Origin of the sequence: Paraburkholderia heleia NBRC 101817, assembly GCF_000739775.1 — a bacterium.
In the GTDB taxonomy this organism is placed as follows: Bacteria; Pseudomonadota; Gammaproteobacteria; order Burkholderiales; family Burkholderiaceae; genus Paraburkholderia; species Paraburkholderia heleia.
Window position 1 is genome coordinate 49,045 of record NZ_BBJH01000047.1, and the last position, 23,796, is coordinate 72,840.

Annotated in this window: 22 protein-coding genes and 1 pseudogene; 9 read left to right on the plus strand and 14 right to left on the minus strand. The window is 63.5% G+C overall.

The window, feature by feature from the left end; translation table 11 throughout:
* Window positions 1–253: 253 nt before the first annotated feature.
* A complete protein-coding gene (locus BHE01S_RS30475) occupies window positions 254–1,450 on the plus strand; it encodes an NnrS family protein (protein WP_042270611.1) in 1,197 nt (398 codons plus the stop codon).
* 89 nt (window positions 1,451–1,539) lie between these two features.
* Here the strand turns inward: BHE01S_RS30475 and BHE01S_RS30480 are convergent, their stop codons facing one another.
* Window positions 1,540–2,385 carry a FadR/GntR family transcriptional regulator gene (locus BHE01S_RS30480; RefSeq protein WP_245639902.1) on the minus strand — a complete coding sequence of 282 codons (846 nt, stop codon included), beginning with the start codon at window positions 2,383–2,385 and terminating at the stop codon, window positions 1,540–1,542.
* A 30-nt stretch (window positions 2,386–2,415) separates the two neighbouring features.
* Here BHE01S_RS30480 and BHE01S_RS30485 point away from each other — a divergent pair, with 30 nt between their 5' ends.
* The 4 genes from BHE01S_RS30485 to BHE01S_RS30500 are packed head-to-tail and all read left to right on the plus strand — an operon-like array spanning window position 2,416 to window position 7,539.
* Window positions 2,416–4,200 (plus strand): gamma-glutamyltransferase family protein, encoded by a 1,785-nt coding sequence (locus tag BHE01S_RS30485; protein WP_042270614.1) that lies wholly within the window; start codon window positions 2,416–2,418, stop codon window positions 4,198–4,200.
* 34 nt (window positions 4,201–4,234) lie between these two features.
* Complete coding sequence (locus tag BHE01S_RS30490) at window positions 4,235–5,647, plus strand: MFS transporter (RefSeq protein WP_042270615.1); 1,413 nt, start codon at window positions 4,235–4,237, stop codon at window positions 5,645–5,647.
* Window positions 5,648–5,677: 30 nt separating this feature from the next.
* On the plus strand, window positions 5,678–6,229 hold the full coding sequence (locus BHE01S_RS30495; RefSeq protein ID WP_052406191.1) for a GAF domain-containing protein: 552 nt from the start codon (window positions 5,678–5,680) through the stop codon (window positions 6,227–6,229).
* A gap of 17 nt (window positions 6,230–6,246) precedes the next feature.
* A complete protein-coding gene (locus BHE01S_RS30500; protein WP_042270616.1) occupies window positions 6,247–7,539 on the plus strand; it encodes an MFS transporter in 1,293 nt (430 codons plus the stop codon).
* Between the two features lie 111 nt (window positions 7,540–7,650).
* Here BHE01S_RS30500 and BHE01S_RS30505 read toward each other — a convergent pair whose 3' ends face one another.
* The 4 genes from BHE01S_RS30505 to BHE01S_RS39355 are packed head-to-tail and all read right to left on the minus strand — an operon-like array spanning window position 7,651 to window position 9,621.
* Window positions 7,651–8,160 (minus strand): DUF1697 domain-containing protein, encoded by a 510-nt coding sequence (locus BHE01S_RS30505; protein WP_042270617.1) that lies wholly within the window; start codon window positions 8,158–8,160, stop codon window positions 7,651–7,653.
* 24 nt (window positions 8,161–8,184) lie between these two features.
* Window positions 8,185–8,928, minus strand: a complete 744-nt coding sequence (locus BHE01S_RS30510) for a Pr6Pr family membrane protein (protein WP_084069395.1) — start codon at window positions 8,926–8,928, stop codon at window positions 8,185–8,187.
* A 60-nt stretch (window positions 8,929–8,988) separates the two neighbouring features.
* A complete protein-coding gene (locus BHE01S_RS39350) occupies window positions 8,989–9,336 on the minus strand; it encodes a hypothetical protein (RefSeq protein WP_245639903.1) in 348 nt (115 codons plus the stop codon).
* 15 nt (window positions 9,337–9,351) lie between these two features.
* A complete protein-coding gene (locus BHE01S_RS39355) occupies window positions 9,352–9,621 on the minus strand; it encodes a helix-turn-helix domain-containing protein (RefSeq protein WP_245639904.1) in 270 nt (89 codons plus the stop codon).
* A gap of 47 nt (window positions 9,622–9,668) precedes the next feature.
* Here BHE01S_RS39355 and BHE01S_RS30520 point away from each other — a divergent pair, with 47 nt between their 5' ends.
* The gene (locus BHE01S_RS30520) at window positions 9,669–10,010 is read left to right on the plus strand and encodes a hypothetical protein (RefSeq protein ID WP_042270618.1); all 342 of its coding nucleotides are present in this window, start codon (window positions 9,669–9,671) and stop codon (window positions 10,008–10,010) included.
* Window positions 10,011–10,153: 143 nt separating this feature from the next.
* On the opposite strand, the gene BHE01S_RS30525 is transcribed toward BHE01S_RS30520, so the two are convergent.
* The 9 genes from BHE01S_RS30525 to tssK all read right to left on the minus strand — a co-directional run bounded on the left by BHE01S_RS30525 (window position 10,154) and on the right by tssK (window position 20,744).
* Complete coding sequence (locus BHE01S_RS30525) at window positions 10,154–10,693, minus strand: hypothetical protein (protein WP_157025740.1); 540 nt, start codon at window positions 10,691–10,693, stop codon at window positions 10,154–10,156.
* Between the two features lie 183 nt (window positions 10,694–10,876).
* On the minus strand, window positions 10,877–11,278 hold the full coding sequence (locus BHE01S_RS30530; RefSeq protein WP_042270620.1) for an SRPBCC family protein: 402 nt from the start codon (window positions 11,276–11,278) through the stop codon (window positions 10,877–10,879).
* Window positions 11,279–11,390: 112 nt separating this feature from the next.
* Window positions 11,391–12,479, minus strand: a complete 1,089-nt coding sequence (locus BHE01S_RS30535; protein WP_042270621.1) for a DMT family transporter — start codon at window positions 12,477–12,479, stop codon at window positions 11,391–11,393.
* A 504-nt stretch (window positions 12,480–12,983) separates the two neighbouring features.
* A complete protein-coding gene (tssE, locus tag BHE01S_RS30540) occupies window positions 12,984–13,415 on the minus strand; it encodes a type VI secretion system baseplate subunit TssE (protein ID WP_042270622.1) in 432 nt (143 codons plus the stop codon).
* A gap of 13 nt (window positions 13,416–13,428) precedes the next feature.
* A complete protein-coding gene (tssH, locus tag BHE01S_RS30545; protein WP_042270624.1) occupies window positions 13,429–16,170 on the minus strand; it encodes a type VI secretion system ATPase TssH in 2,742 nt (913 codons plus the stop codon).
* 167 nt (window positions 16,171–16,337) lie between these two features.
* Window positions 16,338–16,823: an Hcp family type VI secretion system effector gene (locus tag BHE01S_RS30550; protein ID WP_042270627.1), complete on the minus strand. Its 486-nt coding sequence runs from the start codon at window positions 16,821–16,823 to the stop codon at window positions 16,338–16,340.
* 98 nt (window positions 16,824–16,921) lie between these two features.
* Window positions 16,922–18,649: an OmpA family protein gene (locus BHE01S_RS30555; RefSeq protein ID WP_157025742.1), complete on the minus strand. Its 1,728-nt coding sequence runs from the start codon at window positions 18,647–18,649 to the stop codon at window positions 16,922–16,924.
* 14 nt (window positions 18,650–18,663) lie between these two features.
* The gene (locus BHE01S_RS30560) at window positions 18,664–19,395 is read right to left on the minus strand and encodes a DotU family type IV/VI secretion system protein (RefSeq protein ID WP_042270631.1); all 732 of its coding nucleotides are present in this window, start codon (window positions 19,393–19,395) and stop codon (window positions 18,664–18,666) included.
* Window positions 19,392–20,744 carry a type VI secretion system baseplate subunit TssK gene (gene tssK / locus BHE01S_RS30565; protein WP_042270633.1) on the minus strand — a complete coding sequence of 451 codons (1,353 nt, stop codon included), beginning with the start codon at window positions 20,742–20,744 and terminating at the stop codon, window positions 19,392–19,394. Before tssK ends, BHE01S_RS30560 begins: the two co-directional genes overlap by 4 nt.
* A gap of 550 nt (window positions 20,745–21,294) precedes the next feature.
* On the opposite strand from tssK, the gene tssB reads away from it, so the two are divergent.
* The 3 genes and pseudogenes from tssB to BHE01S_RS30580 form a co-directional block, all read left to right on the plus strand.
* A complete protein-coding gene (gene tssB, locus BHE01S_RS30570) occupies window positions 21,295–21,807 on the plus strand; it encodes a type VI secretion system contractile sheath small subunit (RefSeq protein WP_042270636.1) in 513 nt (170 codons plus the stop codon).
* Between the two features lie 73 nt (window positions 21,808–21,880).
* Window positions 21,881–23,413 (plus strand): type VI secretion system contractile sheath large subunit, encoded by a 1,533-nt coding sequence (gene tssC, locus BHE01S_RS30575; protein ID WP_042270640.1) that lies wholly within the window; start codon window positions 21,881–21,883, stop codon window positions 23,411–23,413.
* 94 nt (window positions 23,414–23,507) lie between these two features.
* Window positions 23,508–23,796: pseudogene (locus BHE01S_RS30580) on the plus strand (type VI secretion system tip protein VgrG); the annotation flags it as partial.

Sequence of the window (23,796 nt, forward strand, 5' to 3'; positions counted from 1 at the left end):
TTCTTCGGTGCTTGTCTCGAGTGGGCGGCAGCACGCCAGGCGCATTTCCCGCAAACGCATAGTCAGGTTTGCGGCGGCCATCGCACGCCGAACCTTTGCTGACGTACAAGCATGCGTGAGCGCGCCTGACCCGGTTCCTGGCGAGGCCAGTATCAAACCTGCGGCATTACATCGCGTTTTCAGCTTCCCAGCGGCATTTCTGCGCCAGTCCATATAAGATGCATTGAAAATGAATGTATTGGCGAGAGCGATCATGACCGTCTTTCGGATAGAAGAACCCACCCCCGCGGCTCGCGGCGGTTTTGCGCTGTGGGCGCTCGGCTTCCGGCCGTTTTACCTTGGCGGTGCGCTCTTTGGCGGCGCGGCGCTGCTGGCCTGGATGGCCGCGTATGCCGGCCATCCGTTGCCGGGCCTCGGTTCGTACCTGCCGGGCATGTTCTGGCACGCGCACGAGATGATTTTCGGCTTCGGCGCAGCGATCGTGGCGGGTTTTTTGCTGACTGCCGTGCGCGCGTGGACGTCGGTCACGCCGGCGCAGGGCAAGTCGCTGGCGGCGCTATGGCTGCTGTGGCTCGCGGGGCGCATTACCGTTGCCTACGCGCCGTCTGGCGTCGCCGCCGTGGTCGACAGCTTCTTTCTCCCCGCATGCGCGCTTGTCCTGCTGCGCGTGCTCGTCGGCGCAAAAAACAGCCATAACATCTTTTTGCCGGTCGCGCTCGGCATGCTCGCCGCGCTGAACGTGGCGTTCCATGTTTCGATGCTGGCCGGTCGCGCGGACCGGGCGCTGCACAGCGCGTATCTCGCCGTGGGCATGCTGGTGCTTTTCATCACGATCATCGGCGGGCGCATCATTCCGTCCTTCACGGCCAATGCCGTGCCGGGTTACACGGCACAGCGCTGGCATGCGGTCGAGCGCGCGGTGATGCCGCTCAGCGCGCTGGCCTTCGTGCTCGACGCCGCGCTCGGCTCAGGCGTGCTCGTCGCGCTGGCCGCGCTCGTGGCGGCGTGCGCACAAGGCGCGCGGATCTGGGGTTGGCGTTCGTGGCGTGTCGGTAACCGACCGATCCTGACCATACTGCACGTCGCCTATGCGTGGATACCCGTCGGCTTCGGGTTGCTCGCGCTCGCGGCATTGGGGCTCGTCGCGCATACGGTCGCCATCCACGCGTTCACGGTGGGCGCTATCGGCTGCGCGATCATGGCGATGATCACACGCACGGCGCGCGGACATACGGGCCGCAAGCTGGTGGCGGGCGGCTTCGATATCGCCTGCTATGCGCTGCTCGTGATCGCCGCCCTGATTCGCGTGGTGGGACCGTGGCTCGCACCGCAGTGGCTCACGTTGTGGATCGAAGCGTCGGGCGCGTGCTGGGTCGTTGCGTTCGCAGCCTATTGCTATCGCTATGCCGGCTGGCTCATTGCGCCGCGTGTCGATGGTAAGGAGGGCTGATCCATCGGCCTTGCGCACGGCGTATCGCGCGAGTCTGTTGACTGGCGAGGGCTGGACGCGCGTAACGCTTTGGGCCCGCCGGCCGCCAATCAATGCGGTGAGCCGTATCCCTGCACCTTCAACAGATGCTCGCGCATGCAGCGTGCGGCGGTTTCGCCGTCGCGGGCGAGAATCGCATCGACGATAGACTGGTGCTGCTGCGCGAAAGGATGGCGCGTGGCCTGATCCGTGGTTTTTTCACGCTGGGTCGGCTTGACCCGCATGCCGTTGATCACTTCCATGAGAGCAATAATCGCGGGATTGCGCGAGGCCTGTGCGATCAGCAGGTGAAAGCGCTGGTCCCATAGTTGCCACTCCTCATCGTTTTTCGCCGCCGCGTTTCTTTTTGCGCACTTCTCCAGTTCGGCGAGATCCTCGGGCGTGGCCTTGGCGGCGGCAAGACCGGCTAACGCGGGCTCGAACATCAGGCGCATCTCCGCGATGTCGGCCGGGCTCGTGCGCGAGCGCAGGCCGCGCAATGTGGGCGCGAACTTCAGCGGCCGCGCGCCCAGATAAGTGCCGCGTCCCACGCCGCGCCAGATTCGGCCCGACGCCTCCAGCGAGGCAAGCGCCGCGCGCAGTTCACGGCGGCTCACGCCGAGGTCTTCGGCGAGCTTGCGTTCGGGAGGCAACGCGTCGCCGTCTTTCAAGCGGTGTCGTGCGATGTAGGCAAGCAGGGGGTCGAGCGCGGACCTTTCCATGATGAGGTGTGAACCAATATGAATTGGTTCGATTCTAGCAGTCATGCGGCGACGCGCAACCGCGTGGTCTCCAGAGTGAACGAAACGCGGGGGAGTTCGGCGGAATTCCAGGGTTAACACCGGGTGCGGCCAAAAATCTTCCTTCGTAAGCTGAGCGTGAAAGGTCTTTGAACCAATCAAAAATGGTTCGCTCACAAGTCGAACCGCTCGCACAGGGAGTGGAAGATGTCGTTTACAACGCGCCCGGAGCTGATCGGGACCTTCGGGATGGTGGCGTCCACGCATTGGCTCGCCAGCGCGTCGGCGATGGCGGTGCTCGAGAAGGGCGGCAACGCGTTCGACGCGGCGGCGGCGGCCGGCTTCGTGCTGCAGATCGTCGAGCCGCATCTCAACGGCCCGGGCGGCGAGTTGCCCGTCGTGTTCTACAGCGCGCGGGAAGACCGTGTGCGCGTGCTGTGCGGCCAGGGGGTGACGCCGGCGGCCATGACGATCGAGCGCATGCGCGCGCTCGGGCTCGACGTCGTGCCGGGCACCGGCCTGCTGCCCGCCGTGGTGCCCGGCGCGTTTGGCGCATGGATGACGATGCTGCGCGACTACGGGCAACTGCCGCTCGAAGACGTGCTGAGCTACGCGATCGGCTATGCCGAAAACGGTTATCCGGTGCTGCCGCGCATGTGCGCGTCGATTCTCGCGATCAAGGACTTCTTCCTCAGCGAATGGACGACCTCCGCCGAGCAATGGTTGCGCAACGGCGACGCCCCCGCCCCGAACGCGCTGTTCGCCAATCCCGCGATTGCCGCCACGTACCGCCGCATCCTGCGGGAGGCGAGCGCGAACAGCGACCGCGCCGAGCAGTGCGAACTCGCGCGTTCGACGTTCTACCGCGGCTTCGTGGCCGACGCGATCGACCAGTATTTCCGCTCGACCGACGTGCTCGACACGTCCGGTCTTCGCAATCGCGGCCTGCTCAATGCGGACGATCTCGCGCGCTGGGAGCCCACCTATGAGGAAGCGCTCTCGTACGAGTACGCAGGACTGCGCGTGCACAAGACAGGACCGTGGGGCCAGGGGCCGATGTTCCTGCAGCAGCTCGCGCTGCTCAAGGGCTTCGATCTGGGCGCAATGGATCCGTTCGGCGCGGATTTCGTGCACACGGTCATCGAAACGTCGAAGCTCGCGTTTGCCGACCGCGACGTGTTTTATGGCGATCCGCGCTTCGCCGACGTGCCGATGCAGACGCTGCTGAGCGACGCGTACAACGACGCGCGCCGCCGCCTTGTCGATCCGCACAAGGCTTCATTCGAATTCCGCCCCGGGCCGCTTCTCGACAGCGAAGCGCGCGCGGCGCGCATTCTCGCCAGCGCGGGGCGGCAGCAGCAGGGCGGCTTCGGGCAGGGCGAGCCGACGTTCGCGCCGCTGCCCGAATTGCGCGGCGACACCGTTCATCTCGACGTGGTCGACCGCTGGGGCAACATGGTGTCGGCCACGCCGTCGGGCGGGTGGCTGCAGGCGTCGCCGGCGGTGCCTGGGCTCGGTTTCAACGTCACCACGCGCGCGCAGATGTTCTGGATGGAAGAGGGCTTGCCATCGTCGCTCGGGCCGGGCCGGAGACCACGCACGACGCTCTCGCCCACGCTCGTCACGCGCGAGGGCAAGCCTTATGCTGCGTTCGGCACGCCGGGCGGCGACCAGCAGGATCAATGGTCGATGCAGTTGTTCCTGCGGCACGTGCATGCTGGCATGAACCTGCAGGCCGCCGTGGACGCCCCCTCGTTCCAGACCGCGCACTTTCCTGGCTCGTTTTATCCGCGCTCGATGCAGCTCGGCAAGATGTCGGCCGAGTCGCGCTTTCCCGAAGCCACGCTCGCGCAATTGCGCTCGCGCGGCCACGACCTCGCTGTGGCCGAGCCCTGGGGGCTCGGGCGCGTGTGCGCCGTGGGCGTGCGCAACGGACTGATGCGCGGCGCGGCCACGCCGCGCCAGATGCAGGCCTATGCGATAGGCCGCTGAACACGCGCCACGCTCAACTGGAACCGACCCAACCATGTCCACCGTCGCCGCCCGACTCGAAAGATTGCCGCTCGCGGGCTTCCATCGCAAACTGCTGCTGATCGGCGGCCTCGGCTATATGTTCGACGGGCTGGACTCTTCGTCGCTCGCCTTTTTGCTGCCCGTCGTGAGCAGGCTGTGGCATCTGACGAGTGCCGAAACGGGACTCGTCGCCAGCAGCACGTATATCGGTTATTTTTTCGGCGCATTTCTCTCGGGGGTGCTGGCCGATGTGATTGGCCGCCGCCGCATCATGATGAGCGCGCTGGCAATCTATTGCGCGGCTTCCATGGCGAGCGCCACGGCGCATGACTGGCACACGTTTTTCGCGCTGCGCATACTTGCGGGCTTCGGTTCGGGCGCGGAAACGGTCGTCATCGCACCGTTCCTCGCGGAATTCGTGCCGCGGCGCTATCGCGGGATGTTCTGCGGCGCGCTGGTCGGCTTCATGTCGTTCGGATATCTAAGTTCATCGATTCTTGGCTATACCGTCGTGCGCAATTTCGCGGACGGCTGGCGCTATCTCGCCGTGCTGACCTCGCTGCCGGTAGTGATGCTGCTCTGGTGGCGCAGGACGCTGCCCGAGTCGCCGCGCTGGCTCGAAAGCCGCGGACGCTCCGCCGAAGCCGACAGCATCGTGCGGGCGATCGAGTCGCGCTACGAGCAAGAAGGCATTGCGCTCGCGCCGCCGGGCTCGGTCGACGCGATTCCCGCCGCGGCGCAGGGCAGCGGCGGCGCGCTGCAGAACGTGCTGACGCTGTTTTCGCGCCGGCTCGCCGGCACGACCGCTGTGAGCTGGTTGATGTGGTTCTCCGTGGCCTTCGCGTACTACTCGTTCTTCTCGTGGATTCCGAGCTTGCTCGTCAAGGAAGGCCTGACGCTCACGAAGAGCTTCGGCTATTCGATTGCCATCTACGGCGCACAGATTCCCGGCTATTTCTCGGCGGCCTGGCTCAATGAGCAGATCGGCCGCAAGGGCGTCGTGGCCTCGTATATGACGCTAGGGGGGCTCGCCGCGATTGCGCTGGCTTTCTCGCACACGGGCATGCAGATCACGGCGGCGGGCGTGTGTCTCTCGTTCTTCATGAATGGCGCTTTTGCGGGCGTCTATGCCTATACGCCCGAGGTTTTCCCTACGGCCGTACGCACGACGGGTACGGGATCGTCGTCTTCGTTCGGTCGTATCGGCTCGGTGAGCGCCCCTATTCTGGTCGGTCTCGTGTACCCGGCGTTCGGCTTTTTCGGCGTGTTCGCCATGACGACCGCCGTGCTGCTGGCGGGCGCTTGCGTCGTGTTCTTCCTCGGCATCGAAACGCGCAATCGCTCGCTTGAAGATATCGAGGCGAGTGGCGCGCAGGCGGACTTCGATGCGCGCAAGCCGCTCGCTCGCGACGGGCTACGCGGCTGAGCACGTCCCATTCTCACTTTCGTACGCCCCATGCAGACGCCCCTTTCCCTCGCGAACGAACCCTACACGCTGCAACGCGAAATTTCCGTTCTCACGCGCCTTTCGCGCGTCATTCGCCGGCCGGGGCAACCGGACGCGATTTTCCGTGAAGTGTGTGCCGTCGCCGCCGAAGCCATCGGCTTTCGCCTCTTCACGATCATGGCCTATGACGCCGGGAGAGAGGAAGTGGAGCGCGTATTCTCGAACATGCCCGACGTCTACCCGCCGGGCGGACGCAAGCGCAAGAGCGGCACGCCCTGGGCGCAGCGCATTCTTGCGGATCTCGAACCGTTTCGCGCTACAACGCCGGAGGGTCTGCGCGAAGCCTTCGACGATCACGCGGTGATGACGGCGATGGGACTCGGCTCGATTCTGAACATACCAGTGGCCTATAACGGCCGTTGTGTCGGGACGATGAACCTTACGCACGTAGAGGGCTGGTACGCCGCGCGACACGAGGCAACCGGCCTGCTGCTCGGCGCGTTTCTCGCGCCTGCGCTCCTTGCGCACGGCGTGTCTTGCGCAGCCCATTCAAGCCCTTGATCGCAGGACCCGTGTTGATGAAGACAACGACATCTGCGGGGAATGCCAATCGCTGGCTGCTCGTCTTCGCGCTCGGCTATCTCGCGCTGCTGGTCGACGGTGCGGACGTCATGATGTACGGCCTCACGCTCTCGCGTATCAAGAGCGAATTCGGCTTGACCAATGTCGAGGCGGGCGCACTCGGCAGCCTGACGCTGCTCGGCATGGCGATTGGCGGAATTCTGGGCGGCTGGGCGAGCGACTCGTTCGGGCGCGTGCGCGTGGTGGTCTGGGCGATGGTGCTGTTCTCGGTGGGCGCGGGTCTCCTCGGTCTCACGCACAGCTTCGTCGAATTCGCGGTCGTGCGCTTCATCAGTTCGATGGGCATTGGCTGCATGGTGCTGGTGAGCACGCTCGTGGCCGAATACGTGCCCATGGCGCGGCGCTCGCTGATACTCGGCATGCTGCAAACGGCGATTTCCGCGGGCTATATCACGGTGATCGCGCTCAGCACCTGGATCCTGCCGCACTACGGCTGGCGCATGCTGTTTTATGTGGCGGCGGCGCCCGTGCTGCTCGCGGTGGCGATTCACTTCTTCGTGCCCGAGCCGCCGAGCTGGCGCATGAGCGAGGCCGCGGTTCGCCCGCGCGGCCGCCGCTGGCGCGACAACCGCTACGCATTGATATTCGCGGACCGCGAGGCACGCCGGATGTTCATCTTCTGGTCGCTCGCTTCCGTATTTGCGCTTTCGGGGTTCTACGGCCTGAACAACTGGTTGCCCACGTATCTGGAAAGCGAATTGCACATCAAGTTCAGCTCGATGACGGGGTACATGACCGCGACCTGGGTCGTGGCGTTCATCGGCAAGATCGTGGCGGGCTGGCTGGGCGACCGCTGGAGCCGGCGCGGCGTATATGTGCTGGGCTGCATCGGTGCGGCAGTCTTTCTTCCCGTGATCGTGCTGTTGCATACCCGCGGGAACATTGCGTGGCTGATGCTCGTGTTCGGCTTTCTCTATGGCGTGCCGCTGGGCACGATCGGCACGTTCATGTCGGAGAGCTTCGCAACGCGAATTCGCGGCACGGCGGTGGGCGGTTCGTATAACGTGGGACGCTTTTGCTCGGGCGCGGCGCCGGTGGTGATCGGCTACATCGCTACGCAGTTTTCGATCGGCATGGGCTTTCTGGTGGTTGGCGCGGTGTTTTTCCTGAGCGGTGTGACGGCGCTGTTCATTCCGGACCGCCTGCACGATACGAGCGAAGGCGATCCGGCGCAGGCGAGCGGGGAGGCGCGGCAGGGGAGTTTGACGACGGCGCCAGGCAGGGGGTGACGCGTAGCGGGGCGGGTGGTCCCAAACCGGACTCCGCTGCGAGTTTTTCTTCTGGTCGTTGAAACAAGGGCCTGCGCTGTGGTTCAGTGCGCCGCGCAAGTCACGGGCACCTCACGCTTGCGCCATCTCGAGAAGCTTCGCCACGGTATTCATGTTGCGCGCCGTTCCGGCCTTCGCCGCAGCGATCTTGAGCTTCGAGCGCCCGATACCGTCCTTGTAGAACACATAGATTTCGCGCTCGCCCAGGCGGAATTCTTCCGCCTGTTGGCCGCTCACGTTGTCGAATGCGTCCGCGGGCGGCGGCGTGTCGAGAAAGATGGCGACAGTGCGATCAGGCGCGGCTGCGGGAAACGGGTTGCCCTGGAGCACAGCGGCCAGTTCCGCGGCTGTGCGCACCACCACGCCAACGGGTTTGCCGGCATAAGTCTCCAGGCTCTGCTCGAGCTTCTTTTTCACCGATGCCTCGGCCAGCCGGCTCTCGAAGACCACGTTGCCGCTCGCGATATAGGTGCGCACTTGCGTGAACCCGAGCGCTTCGCACATGCCGCGAAGTTCGGGCATGGGGAGCTTGCCGGTTCCGCCGACATTCACGGCGCGTAGCAGGGCGATATAGACGGGCATCGGTTCGTTCCGGGAAGTCGCGAGTTAGTCAGGGCGCGGCAAGTCGGTTACGGCGAGGCCTTCGCTTGCCACGATGGCGGGGCGCCTGCGTGCGCTGATCGTCACGAATACCGCCATCAGCACCATGAACGCGGCGAGCAGCAAGGCGCTGTTGACGAGCACGTGTGCATAGCCGAGCTGTGCGACGTCGATGAACGGATAGGGGTAGAAGTCGGTCTCGCTGCCGCGCCAGAAGGTGACGGCAAGGTAGCCCAGCGGATAGACGAGCCAGGCGAGGCGATCGCGAGCACTCAGGCTGAAGCGCGGGACAAATAGCAGCCAATACGCCGCGCATAGCAGCGGGATCAGGCTGTGAAGGCTCTCGTTGAGCAGCGCACGATAACCGTGCGGCGTCCAGAGATGCCGCAGCAGCAGGTTATAAGCAATGCCAACGAACACCATGTACACCGTGACAGCACTCACCGCACCCGGAGCGCGGAGCAAGCGTGCAGGCCACGCGCGCGCATGCAGCGCAACGCAGGTGAAGGTGAGCGCGACGAGCAATACCGTGAGATTGGTGAGGTAGGCCGAAAGCCTGCCGATGGCCTCGAACGTGTCGAAGCCGCGCAGCACCATGCGCTGGATCGTAATGTCGGTTTGCGCGGCGAGCGCCCCCCACGCGAGCAGCGCGATGGCACCCGCCAGCGCGGTGGCGTAGGGGCCTGGAGGCTGCGCTGTGGCGGCAAGCGGCACGGCAGCCGCGCGTGCGGGTAGCGGTTGTTCGGGCATACAGCGATGGTAGCGCACAAAGATCATGCGCGCCTGAAGCCGCTTCTCCCCGGCGGCGGCCTATTTGACGTTGGCGCGCGCCGAAGCCGAAACGAGATACAGGCGCACGAGATCGCGCAGTTCGGCCATCAGCACGGCGCGCGCCGACGGCTCTTCGTTGGCGATGCTGGCGACGCCCTTGAGCATGGGGATCAGTACGATCGCCATGATTTTTGCCCTGGCCGGCTTGAGATGCGCTATCGCGCGGCTCAGGATGTCGGCAACGCCGCCGCGCATCGCTTCGCGAAAGCGCTTGCGATGGTCGTCGCTGCCGCTGCGGGCGTCGGCGAGTGCAACGGCAAAGCTGCGCTGCGATTGCAGCAGCAGCACGAAATCGACTGGCGCGTCGGCTACGGCCTCGAGCGTCATCTCCGGTACCTGCTGCTACAGTTCGGCGAGTCCGTTCTTTGCCTGCTGTGCGTAACGCAGCAACAGCGCTTCGGCCAGCGCCTCCTTGGTCGGAAAGAAGCGGTACAGCGAGCCGATCGCCGTCGACGAACGCGCCGCAATTTCGGTCATGGTGGCGGCGTCGTAACCCTTCTCCGTGAAAACGGCGACAGCGGCATCCATGATCGCGGCCACGCGCCGGCGGTCCCTTTCGCGTTTGGGCTCGGTGGGGCGCGCGGTTTGCGCAACAGGCGTGGGGGACTTCATGGCGATATTACGGTTGCCTTTCCTGTTTGCACTTTCGAGGTTACGACATGCCGTACGTGTGGCTCTTCTTCGCTGGGGCGTTCTTTTGCAATGCGATCCCGCATCTGGTTTCCGGCCTGCAGGGGCTGACTTTTCCCACGCCGTTCGCACGTCCGCGAGGGCGGGGCGACTCGTCGCCCATCGTGAACGTGGTTTGTGGCTTCGTGAATATCGCAGTCGCGATTGCGCTGGGCACGGATCGTATTCAGTGGCCAGCAACGCTCGAGGACGTCGCGGCGCTGCTGGCGGGAGGGCTCGTCATGGGTCTTTTTCTTGCGTTCCATTTCGGCGCGGTTCAGCGGGACAAGCACACCGATTGGGGCCAAAGCAAGCCTGCGGCAAAATCGTGAAAAAAACAGTTGCACAGTTTAGGGGAAAACCCTATACTTCACCCGTCTCCTCCATGTCTCTTCTGATATGGATTCAGCCCGCTCTCTCAGCGGGCTTTTTCTTTTCTGGCGCCGATTTGCGCGAGCCGCCAGCCATGCTCCCGTCATTCCTTTACGAACACAAAGTCGCATTTGCGTGCGGTCGTGCGTGAGCCGCTGCCTGAAGACGCGTCGAACTGCGCGCTGACTTCATACGAATAGGTCGATCGAGTGTTGGCGTGAGGCGATGCGTCGCTCAGACCCTGGGCGACGAGCGTGGCAGACCCATCGGGTTCGAGCTTGCCGTCCAGCATGAGCCAGCCGCCCGCGTCTCGTTCGCCATGCTCGCCGTGCAGGATGTTTTGCTGGATTTCGGCTGGGAACTGATATCGGTAGCCTGATGTACCGGTGGCGCCCTTGGGGCACGTGAGCGTCACGTTCCAGTCGCCGTCGAAGGTGCCGGCGCCGTGAGTCGCGGATATTCCGGCAGCAAAGCCGGCGCAGACAGCGATGCAGCGCGCGGCCAACGTTAATTTACCTACCCGCATTGCGGCTCCCGGTGTCGAGTCATCTGGCACTATTGTGGCCGCAATTGGCGTGCCGGTATGGGCGCCGTCGCACAGTGTGTTTCGCAGCACCAGGCGGTGGTGCAGCCTTTTGGCCACCTGCCTGTGGCGCAATTTCGCAACTAACTGTCAAGCCCGGCCACCATCCTCGAATTTGGCCCGCGCGAGCGCAGAAAAGTCCCGCCCATGATCTGAATAACAACGGCCTCCAAGGCATGCGGCTCGTAAGCCCGAATGCGCCGTGCCTGGTCTTTTCAGACGACGACGGGCCGGCGGCTGCCCTCATCGCCGGGCGAGATTGCGTCTGAGCGCCGCGCAGCCCGCATCCGTGAGCGGCTCGACCATCTGGATCCGCTCGTCGGGCTTGAAGTCGCTGATCCAGACCACGCGGCAGTGCCGGGGCGAATCGGTTGAATCCGGCATCACCTGAAACGTCGCGTGATGATGCTCGAAACGTCCGCCGCCCACGGTGTAGGCGAGGCGCATGTGCGTGTCGTCGACGCCGATCACCCGTTCCTCGATAACGGTGCCGTCGGCGAACGTCACCCATCGAATGTCGTTTTCCATGCGCGCGCCGGTCAGCACGCCGGCGAACACGCGGTCGACGTTGGCGGGATCGCGCAGCGCGGCCCAGACGTCTTGCGCTGCGGCTTCAACGGGGATCTCCCGGTACACGGTAGCCATCGCACTTGCCTCCTTCGTGATGTGTGACGAGTGCAGCGTGCGCGCGCAACGCGCGGCGATCCAGGGAAATCTTGACGTCGTTTGCGACGGCAGCGTCTGCGACCCGTGCCCCTCAATGCGCGTGCCGATGGTGCACGTCGGGGTAGTGCGCGTGGCTATGCGTGATCGGCGCGTGACGGTGCGCATGCGTGTGCGGCTCCGAGCCGTCCCACGCGAATTCGTGCTCGTGCTGATGGTGTTCGTCGTGCCGGTGCGCGTGGGTGTGTTCGAGCGGCTCATGCGTGTGCGTGTGGTCATGCCGCTCGCGCACGTGCAGCCAGACGCCGAACGCCATCAGCGCGAGCGCGAGCCAGAAAGCGAGCGCCGGGCGCTCCGGCCACAGCAGCAGGGAAAGCGCCACGCCGAAGAGCGGCGCCACGGAGAAGTAGGCCCCGGTGCGCGCCGTGCCGAGATGGCGCAGCGAGATGACGAAGAGCACGAGGCTCACGCCGTAACCCGCGAAGCCCACGGCCATGGCCCCGCTGACCGCCTGCCAGGCGGGCCAGTGCGCGCCGGCGGCAAGAGCGATGCCGATATTCACCGGGCCGGCCACGAGCCCCTTGGTGCAGGCTACGACCATTGCGTCGTTGGTCGAGACCTTGCGTGTGAGATTGTTGTCGATGGCCCAGCACAGGCATGCGAGCGCGACGAGCAGCGCGCCGGGCGCGATGCCGGACACCGCGCCGGCATGTGCGCCTGGCCACGAGAGCAGCACGCCGCCCGCCACGATCGCCAGCATGCCTAGCGCGATTTGCGCATCGAAGTTTTCGCGAAAGCAGACCCAGGCAATGAGCGCTGTCAGCACGCCTTCGAGGTTCAGCAGCAGTGCGCTTGTGGCGGCGGGCGTGGTGTTCAGACCGAGCATGAGCAGGGCGGGCGCCGCCACGCCGCCCGCGGCGATCGCCCCGGCAAGCCATGGCAGTTCGGCGAGGCGCCGCGGGTCGTGTGCGCTTTCTTGTGCGGCGGCAGGGTTGCGGCGGCGCGCCGGGAGGCGGCGTAACACCAGTACGGCCGCGAGCCCCATGCCGCTGCCGAGATAGAAAAGGCCGGCGAGCATGAACGGCGACACGCTGCCGAGCAGCGCCTTGGCCAGCGGTGTGGTGATGCCGAAGAGGGCAGCCGCGAGCAGCGCCGTGAAGATGGTATGCCGATGGGACTTCATCGCAGGCTCGATGTGCAAAGAGGGCTAAAAAAGCGTAGAAGAACCACGGCGGGCACGCAAGCGGGCCGCGCGCCGGCCATGGTCCGGGAACCATAAATCTTTAACTTGGGGTGGGAAATACCGTAAAAAGCTTTGTCGCTATGGCAACGGGGAATGTTGTGTCTGCCATCCCTCCGGCAGAGTTCGATTATGCGCCTGACCGCGTTTGCTGCGTGGGTGGGAAGCCGGGGCGCAATCAGCAGGCAAAACGACGCGCACAGCCCATTCCGAACGGCCGATCGATGGGCAAAGCGGCAATGCGAATGCATGGTAGCCGGTGTTGGCGAGAGACAGCTCACGGCCGTGATGGAATGGACACCGCCCTATCTTCGGGGACGTGGGCATGATTGAGGGCCTCCTGAACCGAACGGCATCACTGTGCCAAAGTGGAGTTGCGACACAACCACTTGAGGAACGGAGGCCCGCAATGCTTGCAGTGTCGCGGCGTATGATCGCCAATGCCGGTTATCGGGTCTGGTCGCGATTCACGAGACGCTTGACGTGCATGCGGCCCGGCGGCTCGAAATGCGTTCCGAAACACACCAGCCCGGCCTTTCTGAGATGGCAGATCATGATGAAGCTCACGAGCAGGCCTGGATCCGGTTTGTCGTCAATCTCGATCTCGACCGCACGCAGGCGCGGCTCGAATTTGAGCAGCGTGCTCTCCATCTGGCCGCGCAGATCGTGAACGGAAGCGGGTAGATTCCGGTATATCCCGGTGAGGTCGGGCAGCCCATAGTCCGGGACGTGCTTGAGCGCGCCTGCGCGCGTGTTGAGGATGCGCCGGATGTTGGCCTGAACGCTCAGGATTTCCAGTGTCCTGTCGTCGTGGTTCCCGAGCGGCTCACCGTCAATCTGGCCGAGCAGCATGTCGTAAAGGGAGGGTCCTGCGGGCATGTCGATCCCTCCTTCAGTCAACCGACAACTCAAGAGCCGGTACTTCCGCACCAGTGTCACCCCGTTCGATAAAGTCGATTGTGAGATTGCCGTCAGGCGAGCTGGACAAGGCGATCTTTTCGGGCGCAGCACCGCTTGCCATGCGTGTGAGCAGCTCACGCGAGACCGCGGGAAGGATGCGCTGGTTGAGGAACGCGTCCACATTGCGCGCGCCGGATTCGCGCGCGAGGCACAGTTCGGCCATCGCCCCGATGAGTGATTCGTCGCAGACCAGTTCGACGTCGTGCTGCCGGCGCAGGCGCTCAGTGACCTTTCCGAGCTTCAGGCGCACGATGTCAGCGAGAGCGGCCACGTCGAGCGGCCGGTACACCAGCGTCTGGAAACGCGCGAGGAGAGCGGGCTGGAAATGCGCCACGAGTTGCGGATGGATCGCCTCGAGGAGTGCTGCCTGCGCGATCGTCGCGTTGTCCGTCGTGGCGTCGTCGATCTGGGCACTGCCGAGATTGGACGTCATCAGGATCACGCAGTTGCGGAAGTCGATCTCACGACCTTCGCCATCGCGCATCGCGCCCCGATCGAACACCTGGTAAAAGATATCCAGTACATCGCGATGGGCCTTTTCGATCTCATCGAGCAGGATGACGCTGTACGGGCGCTGACGCACCGCCTCGGTCAGGATGCCGCCGCGACCGTAGCCAACGTAACCCGGCGGAGAACCCTTGAGTTGCGACACCGTGTGCGACTCCTGATACTCCGACATGTTGATCGTGGTGAGTGCCGCCTCGCCTCCGAAGAGCTGATCGGCCAGCGCCAGTGCGGTCTCTGTTTTCCCGACGCCGGAGGGGCCCGCGAGCAGGAATACGCCGAGCGGCGCGTGCTCGTTCTTCAGCCCTGCCTTCGCGGTGCGCAGGCTTTCCGCGAGTATGGAGAGCGCGTCGTCCTGCGCGACCACGCGCTTCGCGAGCTGTGCCTCGAGGGTGAGCAGGCCCTGCAGTTCGTCTTCGAGGAGGTTGCCCACCGGCACGCCAGTCCATTCAGCGACCACGCGCGCGATCGCCTGGGCGTCCACATCCGCAAAGATCAGGGGCGTCTTGCCCTGTGCGTGCGCGAGCGCTTCACGTGTCCTCGCCAGTGCGGTCTCATTGCCGGCCGCGTTGACCGTCGAGGCAACGCGTTGTTCGAGCAGGGCGTGGACGAGGCCGAGTTCCTGTCCGTATCGGTGCTGCAGTGTCTCCATCTTCGCCTGCGCGCCGGTGAGCGCGGTATCGAGCGCGGCACGACGCGCCTGTACGCCTTCGATGCCGGCGCGGGCGTCGTCTTCAACCGTCGTGAGTTCCAGTTCAATCGCCGAGACTGCGGCGCGAGCGCGCTGCAGTTCCGCTGGAGGGGATTCGAGGCCCATGCGCACGCGCGCGGCTGCCGTGTCGATCAGGTCGACGGCCTTGTCGGGTAGTTGTCGCGCGGGAATGTAGCGGCGCGAGAGCTTCACCGCCGCGACCAGTGCCTCGTCACGGATGTGGACGTTGTGGTACTTCGCGTAGCGGTCCTTGAGTCCTCGCAGCATCAGGCATGCCGCATCGTCGTCAGGCTCGTCAACCTTGATGATCTGGAAACGGCGCTCGAGCGCGGCATCGCGCTCGAAGTATTCCTTGTATTCCGACCATGTGGTGGCCGCGATCGTGCGCAGCTCGCCCCGCGCCAGTGCCGGCTTGAGCAGGTTGGCCGCATCGGCGCCGCCGGGGGCGTTGCCCGCGCCGATCAGGGTATGCGCCTCGTCGATAAAGAGCAGCACCGGTTCCGGCGATGCCTGGACTTCATCGATCACATTCTTCAGGCGCTGTTCGAATTCGCCCTTCACTCCGGCACCCGCCTGCAGGAGGCCCAGGTCGAGCGTGAGGATGCGTACGTCGCGGATCACCTTCGGCACCGCGCCTTCGGCCACGCGAAGCGCCAGGCCTTCCACGAGCGCGGTCTTGCCGACGCCCGGTTCGCCCACGAGGATCGGGTTGTTCTTGCGTCGGCGTGCAAGCACGTCGACCATCTGCTGAATTTCGCGCTCGCGTCCGAACACCGGGTCAATCTCGCCTTCACGTGCCCTGGCCGTGATGTCGATCGCGAAACGGGCGAGCGCTTCGACTTCCACATTCCGCTTGACTGCCTGTGTCGTTTTCCCTTCTGGCGTGCCTTCGGCGGCAGCGGTTCCCGTTGCGGCGGCTATTCGTTCTGGCTGCGCTTCCGGTTCTTCCTGCTGGTTTTCGCACGTTCGCTGCCCGAGGCGTGGCAGCAGGCGTTCGATCTGCGCCGTACTGAGCGACAGCAACTGCCACGCGTGGGTCGCACGCAGGACGTGCGGCGCCTCAACGATGGCCTGCAGGACGTTACCCGAACGGACGGCAGGATGATCCGTTGTGTCGCGGGTCGACGCATGAAACCACGCATCCTGGAGGACGACGGCGAGTTGTGGCGAGAGGCTGGGTCGCCCGCGCAGGTTACGGGGCGTGTGCTCGACCGCCTTGAGTAGCGCATCCCACACGGTATCGATGTTCAGATCATAGTGGTTCATGATGGCCGGGATATCGCCGTCCCCCGCCTCGATCAGCTTGAGCAGCCAGTGCTCGACCGTAATCTCGTCCGCGAGTCGTGTCTGGCACAGGCTTGCGGCCGCCTCGAGCGCGTTCGCACAGTGTGGATTGAGCCGCTGCAGAAGCTGGCTGGCGTCGCGAGAAGAGAGAGGGCGGTCGTTGCGCACGGTCATGGTCGGGCTGTTCGCATGTCTGAAGCGGGGGCAGGTGCGCTGGGAGCGACCCGCCCCTCGAAAGAGAAAAGGCCAGCCCGAGCAGGCAGACTGGCAAAGGAAGGCCTGAGATTCCGGGAGAAAAACCACACCGGGGAAGGCGCGGCCGGTATTCAAACCACGGGTAATCAGGAACGCTCGTTCCAGGTGTCCTTGTGGATGATGTTGCCGTCCTTGTACGACCAGGTGATCGTCTCGTAGCGCATCTCGATTTCCTCGAGGTGATTGTGCTTCTCGTAGTCCGGGTTCTTGATATCGAGCATCTTCGGACGCACGGCAACGATCTTCACGTTGTCGAGCCTCGTGTTGAAATATTCCTTTTCCTTGCCTGCGTCGTCGATCTTGTACCACTTGATCTCCGCCGACTTCAGCGTCTGGCCGCTCGTCACCGCCTTGTAAAGATACGGCGTCGATGCGTCCGTTTCCTTGACCAGCGTGATCGATTTGTGCACACGGGTCCCCGTGAGCTTGCCGGTGTTGCCATCGGTCGGAATATGCACACCGTGCTCGAATGCGGTGATTTCGACGCTGCCTTCGCGGCCCTGGACCGTCACCGAGCCCTTGATGTCGGCGCCGCCGTCGTCCTTGAGCCACATGTATGCCGGAATTGCCATTGCTTCACTCCCTTTTACTTACTGCAACAGTCGCCCGGAGCCAGCCCCGAGCCTTGAATTCCCGAAGCGGTTGCTCCGGGGGCGAAAATTTCCCTGCATCAACCATGGGGGGCGTCGGGCACCAGCGTGATCTCCACACGCCGGTTTTTCGCGCGACCCGCATCGGTGTCGTTCGCCTTAATCGGACGCGTGTCGCCGTAACCCTGGATGGCGAACTGTGTGGCCGGAATGCCGGAGACCTCGATCAGCCAGTCGCGCACGGCCTCCGCACGCGCCGTCGATAGCTTCAGGTTGCTGTCCGGACTGCCCACGTTGTCGGTGTAGCCGGCGACGAGAATGCGTTTGTCCGGATGTGCCTTGATCATCTCGAGTGCGTCGACCATTACGCGCGTCGAGCCATCCTTCAGTTGTGCCTTGCCGCTGTCGAACAACGACATGCTGTTGAGGGTGACCACGGCCGGAGGCGGCGGAGGGGCCACGTACGAAGCGATCGCATTGTTGAGCGCCGGGATGGCTTTTGCGCCGCGATACATGCCGAACGACAGACGCAGTGGAATACCAACCCGTCCGTAACGCTCGAGTTCATCCCGGTCGGCCACTAGCGCCTGCAGTGCATCACGTCGCGCGGCGTCATGCGCGGTCGGGATCATCGAATAGCGGCCGAGATCCGCACCAACACGCGTGAGCAGTGTCTGGTTGTTCCTGCCGGAATAGAAACACGCGAACGCGGCCGCGCAGGCAAGCAACGCAATTGCGTGGGCAACGGCAGCCAGACGGGGCGACATCCAGCGCCGCTGCGGCATGGCCGCGATGAGTGCCTGGGGCAGCGGCCAGGGCGAGGGTGATGCCTGGGCCGCAGCGCGCAGAACGTGGGTCTGCATTTGCGCATCGCGCGCCCACGGATTGCCGGGTCCGCTTCCGGGTCCGCAATCGATCCAGCCGGCACCAAACAGTGCCCACGGCGTGGCGGGCTGCTGCCGGTCCGTGAGCGCATGGATCACGACCCGCTGCGTCCAGCCAGCAATCGATGCAAGGGCCGCCGCGCGCGCCGCCGCGACGCGAGCCACGCGCCTGTCCGCCGCTAGCTGTACCTCGCTCTCGGCCGCGCGGATCATGGACTCGAAACGCTGCGCATCGACCATGCGCCTGACCGAAGAGACGCCGTACCATCGCAGTGTCGCGAGGTCTGCCGGCGCAGTCGTCAGCCGCTGGTAGACCGCGACATATCCTGGAAGCGCACCTGAGCCGAGTATGCGGGCGGCGTCCGCGACAGCCTGGCGTATGACACGCAGTGACTGCGTCAGCATGTCGGCATCCGTGTACCTGGCCGGCGCCACTGACAGCAGGACCCCATCCGGGGCACGGCCATCGCGCCATTGCCTGACGGCAACAGCAAGCTGCGGCAAGTCCCGCGGCCGGTCGACCCGCAGCCAGATTGCGCCGTCGCCAACATGCACAAAGCGTTCCCCGTCGTGCCGGTCGAACAGCGCGGACAGATCGTCGCCCGTGACCAGCACGAGCGGCATGCGTGTGCGCAGCCTGACCGGAATATCCGCAGTGGCTTCGCCGAGCGCGGCCAGCACCTGGGCGCCCTGGCTGCGCGCACGCCAGAGCATCCGGGTGCGCGTGTAGATGAGCAGCACGGCTGCAAGCACAATCACACCCGTGAGCATCCACGCCACACCCCGTCCAGGCTGCGCCACGAGCCAGATCACCGCGAGAGCCAACACACACGCCAGCACAACCATCAAGCGCAACGGATAGCCCAGAACATGGTCCGATGATCGGCCGGAAGCCGTTGCCCGATTTGGTGCTGGATTCAGCATAGGTAGATCGGGTTTCACGGGCGACTGGCCTTGGCGGTCGTGATGTGCGCAAGCTGCGCATCGAGCGCCACGTTCCACACTCCCCACACTGCCACTGCAGCAATACAGGCGAGTCCTGCAATGGCCCACGGCGACAGCCGGTAGAACCAGTCGGACAAGCGCCGTCCCGCATGGTCTGCAATAAATGGCTGATCAACGGCGGGACGAAGCTTCTCCAGACGAGCATTCAGCGCAGCAACCAGTTCGGCGCGCTTCGCGTCGCCATCACGGGCGTAGCGGCCCATGAACCCCATGCCGAGGATGGCCGAATAGCACTCGAGAAGGTCGACACTAGGCGACGCTTCGCGCAGACGCGCCTCAATGCAATCGATGACGCGTTCGCCCGCATCGTGCAGCTTGAATTGTTCAACCTGCAGCGGTTTCAGCCCCCATCCGGAACGGGCTTCTTCACCCAGCTCGCGCAGCGCGGTTTCATCAAGCAGTCCACACTGGGCAAGCATCGCCTCCCGCCGCACGTCCTCGGAGTAACCCCGGCGCGTGAGCGCGTCCGAGAAATTTCTCATGAGTTGCCTGCAACGGTCGCGAAACGCCGTAGTGTCCGCCACCGATCCGCCCGGCGCGAGTGAAGTGACCTGCAGCGCTGTATCCCGCAGCAGATCGCGTATTCCGCCACTGCTGACGTGGTCAGTGGCCGGCGCCAAACCCATCAGGGCCGTCTCATTGCGACTGGAAGTGAGGATCGTCATGAGCGCAGCACCGCATAGAGTTCGAGGGTCGCGTCGGGTACGGAAGCAGGGAGGTAGACCTGACAGGCCCGCGCCGCGAGCATCTTCGCGTGCGCGGTACTCGTGGAGTCAAGTGCGAAGTACTGGTTGTCCAGTCGCACCGGAATGGCGGCCGGCACCCGTTGCACGGCCTTGAGCGGAATGCCCAGCAGCGCCGAATTGATGATGTGCGCGACATCGTCCGGCGAGCCGATCTTGCATAGTCGCGGAAACTGTTCGACGAGTTCAAACGCCGGCATAGGCGCATTGACCGAGAGGTACCAGTCCGCAGTCCCGTCGATCAGGCGCTCGTCAAGGAACCGGCCCGACCATGTCGTCGGGCCATTGCGCGTGAGACCGATCGACACCACTCGCGAAGGAATGATCGCATCCAGCAGCTCGCGGATCATCGACTCGAGCTTCCCGAACACCTCGTCAGCCCGTGCGTGGTCATACACCGGGATATCCGTCAGTTGTGTCCCGGTGGAAAACGTCATGAGCGCGCTGGCGAGCTGGGCGAGCGTGATATACAGGTGCTCGGGCGGGCGGGCCGGGTGCGAGGCGTAAAGCCGCAGATGTGGCCACGCAGCGTGGATGCACTGAAGCAGCCAGTAAAGCTGGACGTCCCCGACGCCATATTCGACGACCGCTTCGAGACGCTCGCTGCGACGCGATCCGAGTGCCAGGCTCTTTGCCGTCAGAATATCGGCAAGACGGTTGATCCGCTCGATATGGAGAGGATGGCTGGCGAGCGTGAGGCAGGGTGGCACGAAGCGGTGATCGATCTGGAACTGGCCGTTGGTCGTGCGCGTGAGGCGTGCGATGGCGCATACCGTGTCATCGGCGTGCGGCTCGAAATCAAAGAGCAGCCGGATCGCGTGACGCTCCGCCGCGAGTTCGACTTCATTTATCCCGTTCAGATCGGTGACCTTCGTAAATTCTCGATATGAACGGCGCGGACGTGCGAGCGACGTCTCATCGAAGCGGCAGTTGTTGCCGTTGGCGTCCAGCAATGCAAGTGCGGCGTACACGACAACGCTCTGGCGGTCGGCCGGGACGTCCTGGGCCAGATAGCGGGCTCCTGGGAGCGCATCCGTCACTGTTGTGTCGAACGGAGTGCCGTCGGGGAATCGTCCCTTGAGGTGGGTGAGTTTCAGCCGACCCGTCGCAAGGGCTTCCTCGTCGACCTCGACCCGGAGTGTTCCCCATGGATCGGCGAAAGCCGCGGCAACGAACTGCTGCAGGGCAAATTCCGTCCACCGGTCCTGTTGCTGGAAGTGCTGCTGCGAGAGGATGAGGCCGTCGTGCCAGAGTGGTTTGTCGATTCGCATGTATTGGTCGCCTGCACATTTTCTACTGCTCTCAGGCGGCGAATTTTAAACGCGAATTTGGATATCTGTATACCCCTCGTATATCAACATCGATCAGATAATTCGTTAAATCAAATTCGAATTTATTCGATATCAACATGTATTGAATAAATCATGTTCCTCAGTTAGTAAGCCTAACGTAGGCTTGACGGCCATCAAGAAAATTCCTTGAAATACGAGGGATTCTATTTTTTTGTGATGATTTGGCTAGCACGTTGAGCGTTGATCCAGGTTCAATAATGTTAAATTTTTGAGTGAGAACTCCATGCTATCCCATTAAGACAATTCCGAAAATCACACTCATCAACGAATTCTCTTTGACGATCCGGGAATAATCCGCTCTAATACGCCACGGTAAACCAAGCCGCATGAAGGGAGACCACGCAATGGGGTAGTCAGCATGGTTATGTATTGCAGTTGCAGCTAGTGATTGCAGAGGCATGACGCTAGATTCCCTGGCGCTGCGGGCAAATTCAGCGGGGATCGCCAACGTCATTTCATGAGGAATACTATGGACAGCTTCCAGCGAGAAATCCCAAAAAGTCGCGTATCAATTACGCTTGACCTTCATACGGGAGGGGCACAGAAGAAGGTAGAACTGCCGCTCAAGCTGCTTGTCGCCGGCGATTTTAGCGCGGGCCGTGAGCAGGTACCACTGGCCGAGCGCAAGAAAGTCAATATTGACAAGAACAACTTTGACGCCGTGCTGGCCGACTACGCGCCGGACCTCAAGCTCGCAGCGGAAAACACGCTCGCTGGCGACGGCACCGAACTGCCGGTGAACCTGTCGTTCCGTTCAATGAAGGATTTCGAACCGGAGCAGGTTGCACGCCAGATTCCTGAACTTCAAGCGATGCTCGCAATGCGCAACCTGCTGCGCGATCTGAAATCGAACTTGCTCGATAACGGCACCTTTCGTCGCGAGTTCGAGAAGATCCTGAAGGAGAAACGGCTCTCTGACAAACTGCGCGGCGAACTGGCGCAGATCGCAACGGCCGCGACCCAACCGGAAGGGCATGCCTGAGCGCCGCCGGGCTAAAGCGGCCTTCGCCGCCTTTCGCAATCAGGTTGCGCAACACACGCAGACAGGACAAACCATGAACCAGAATGAATCCAGCCAGGGCGCAACAGAAACGGTTGTGCTCGAACACGACAGCGTCTATGCCGCGCTGTGCGACAAGATCAACCTGAAGCCCGTTACCCAGGCGCGACCCCTCGAGGCGTTTCGCGACAGCGACATGCTTTCCGAGGCATCGGCCGACGAGCGTATCGCGCGCGGCATGAGCGCGTTCCTCGACCTCGTGGCCAAATCGAGCCAGCCCGTCGACCGTCTGGACAAGTCGCTGCTTGATTTCCATATCGGCCAGCTCGATCGCCAGATCGGCAGGCAACTCGACGCGGTCATGCATACGCCTGAATTCCAGGCGCTCGAAGGGCGCTGGCGTGGCCTCAAGATGCTTGTTTCGCGCACTGACTTCCGCCGCAACGCGCGCATCGAAGTGCTCGACGTCTCGAAGGATGCGCTGCAGCGCGACTTTGAGGACACGCCGGAACTCATTCAGAGTGGTCTGTATCGCCTCACGTACATCGAGGAATACGACACCCCGGGCGGGCAGCCGATCAGCGCCATGATCAGCGACTTCGAGTTTTCGAATTCGCCGATGGACATCGCCCTGCTGCGCAACATCTCGAAGGTGGCGGCTGCCGCGCACATGCCGTTCATCGGCTCGGTGGGTCCGGGATTCTTCGGCAAGCAGTCGATGGAAGAAGTGGCGGCCATCCAGGATATCGGCAACTATTTCGACCGCGCCGAGTACATCAAATGGAAGAGCTTCCGAGACACGGATGATGCCCGCTACGTGGGTCTGACGATGCCGCGCGTGCTGGGCCGTCTGCCGTATGGCAAGGACACAGTGCCGGTGCGTGCCTTCAACTACGAAGAAGCGGTGAAGGGCCCAGATCATAACCGGTACCTGTGGGTCAACGCATCGTTCGCGTTCGCTGCGAACATGACGCGTAGCTTCGTGAATAACGGGTGGTGTGTTCAGATCCGCGGTCCGCAGGCTGGCGGCAAGGTCGAAGGCCTGCCTCTTCACCTTTACGACCTTGGGACTGGTGTCCAGCCGAAAATCCCGACGGAAGTGCTGATTCCGGAGACGCGCGAATTCGAGTTTGCGAATCTCGGTTTCATTCCGCTCTCGTTCTACAAGAACCACGACTTCGCGTGCTTCTTCTCGGCCAACTCGACGCAGAAACCTGCGCTGTACGAGACCAGGGAAGCCACGGCCAACAGCCGGATCAACGCGCGTCTGCCGTACATCTTCCTGCTCTCGCGCATCGCGCACTACCTGAAGCTGATCCAGCGCGAGAACATCGGTACGACCAAGGACCGCCGACTACTCGAGATCGAGTTGAACAACTGGATCAAAGGTCTCGTGACCGAGATGAAGGATCCGGGTGATGAGCTGCAGGCCTCGCACCCGCTGCGCGAGGCGAAGGTGACGGTCGAGGACATCGAGGACAACCCGGGCTTCTTCCGCATCAAGCTGTACGTGATCCCGCACTTCCAGGTCGAGGGTATGGACATCGGGCTGTCGCTCGTTTCGCAGATGCCGAAGGCCAAGAGCTGACCGGGCTGATCTGACGTTTTCCCGCATGTACCCGCCGGGGCACCGATCGGTGCCCCGGCTATGCCGTTGCGTTCGCGTGTTGAAGAGGTTTCCGATGTCGATGGTCATGCCGTTGCAGGCTTATGAATTGAAGCTGGCGCCGCACCCGGCGCCCTTCTCGGTCCTGAAGTTCGCGGGTATCGACAGGATCAGCCAGCTGTACTGGTACGAGATTGAATTCACTAGCCCCATGGCTGGAATCCCGATGGACCAGGTGATTGGGCGACCCGCCCGGCTTACCATCGATCCGATCGATCCGAACATGGGCAATCTGCTCAGGATGTACGGCGAGAGCGCGGAGAAGTTCAGCAAGAAGCCGCCTGCATACACCATTCACGGCATCA

Excerpts from the sequence above, each read along its gene's own strand:
- BHE01S_RS39355 (WP_245639904.1), bottom strand. The coding sequence starts at position 9,621 with ATGAAGTCCCCCACGCCTGTTGCGCAAACCGCGCGCCCCACCGAGCCC.
- BHE01S_RS30560 (WP_042270631.1), bottom strand. The coding sequence starts at position 19,395 with ATGACGATCCTCACTTCCAGTCGCAATGAGACGGCCCTGATGGGTTTG.
- tssB (WP_042270636.1), top strand. The coding sequence starts at position 21,295 with ATGGACAGCTTCCAGCGAGAAATCCCAAAAAGTCGCGTATCAATTACG.
- tssH (WP_042270624.1), bottom strand. The coding sequence starts at position 16,170 with ATGACCGTGCGCAACGACCGCCCTCTCTCTTCTCGCGACGCCAGCCAG.
- BHE01S_RS30535 (WP_042270621.1), bottom strand. The coding sequence starts at position 12,479 with ATGAAGTCCCATCGGCATACCATCTTCACGGCGCTGCTCGCGGCTGCC.
- BHE01S_RS30500 (WP_042270616.1), top strand. The coding sequence starts at position 6,247 with ATGAAGACAACGACATCTGCGGGGAATGCCAATCGCTGGCTGCTCGTC.
- BHE01S_RS30550 (WP_042270627.1), bottom strand. The coding sequence starts at position 16,823 with ATGGCAATTCCGGCATACATGTGGCTCAAGGACGACGGCGGCGCCGAC.
- BHE01S_RS30490 (WP_042270615.1), top strand. The coding sequence starts at position 4,235 with ATGTCCACCGTCGCCGCCCGACTCGAAAGATTGCCGCTCGCGGGCTTC.
- BHE01S_RS30530 (WP_042270620.1), bottom strand. The coding sequence starts at position 11,278 with ATGGCTACCGTGTACCGGGAGATCCCCGTTGAAGCCGCAGCGCAAGAC.
- BHE01S_RS39350 (WP_245639903.1), bottom strand. The coding sequence starts at position 9,336 with ATGACGCTCGAGGCCGTAGCCGACGCGCCAGTCGATTTCGTGCTGCTG.
- BHE01S_RS30475 (WP_042270611.1), top strand. The coding sequence starts at position 254 with ATGACCGTCTTTCGGATAGAAGAACCCACCCCCGCGGCTCGCGGCGGT.
- BHE01S_RS30510 (WP_084069395.1), bottom strand. The coding sequence starts at position 8,928 with ATGCCCGAACAACCGCTACCCGCACGCGCGGCTGCCGTGCCGCTTGCC.
- BHE01S_RS30495 (WP_052406191.1), top strand. The coding sequence starts at position 5,678 with ATGCAGACGCCCCTTTCCCTCGCGAACGAACCCTACACGCTGCAACGC.
- tssE (WP_042270622.1), bottom strand. The coding sequence starts at position 13,415 with ATGCCCGCAGGACCCTCCCTTTACGACATGCTGCTCGGCCAGATTGAC.
- BHE01S_RS30505 (WP_042270617.1), bottom strand. The coding sequence starts at position 8,160 with ATGCCCGTCTATATCGCCCTGCTACGCGCCGTGAATGTCGGCGGAACC.
- BHE01S_RS30555 (WP_157025742.1), bottom strand. The coding sequence starts at position 18,649 with ATGCTGAATCCAGCACCAAATCGGGCAACGGCTTCCGGCCGATCATCG.
- tssC (WP_042270640.1), top strand. The coding sequence starts at position 21,881 with ATGAACCAGAATGAATCCAGCCAGGGCGCAACAGAAACGGTTGTGCTC.
- tssK (WP_042270633.1), bottom strand. The coding sequence starts at position 20,744 with ATGCGAATCGACAAACCACTCTGGCACGACGGCCTCATCCTCTCGCAG.
- BHE01S_RS30485 (WP_042270614.1), top strand. The coding sequence starts at position 2,416 with ATGTCGTTTACAACGCGCCCGGAGCTGATCGGGACCTTCGGGATGGTG.
- BHE01S_RS30520 (WP_042270618.1), top strand. The coding sequence starts at position 9,669 with ATGCCGTACGTGTGGCTCTTCTTCGCTGGGGCGTTCTTTTGCAATGCG.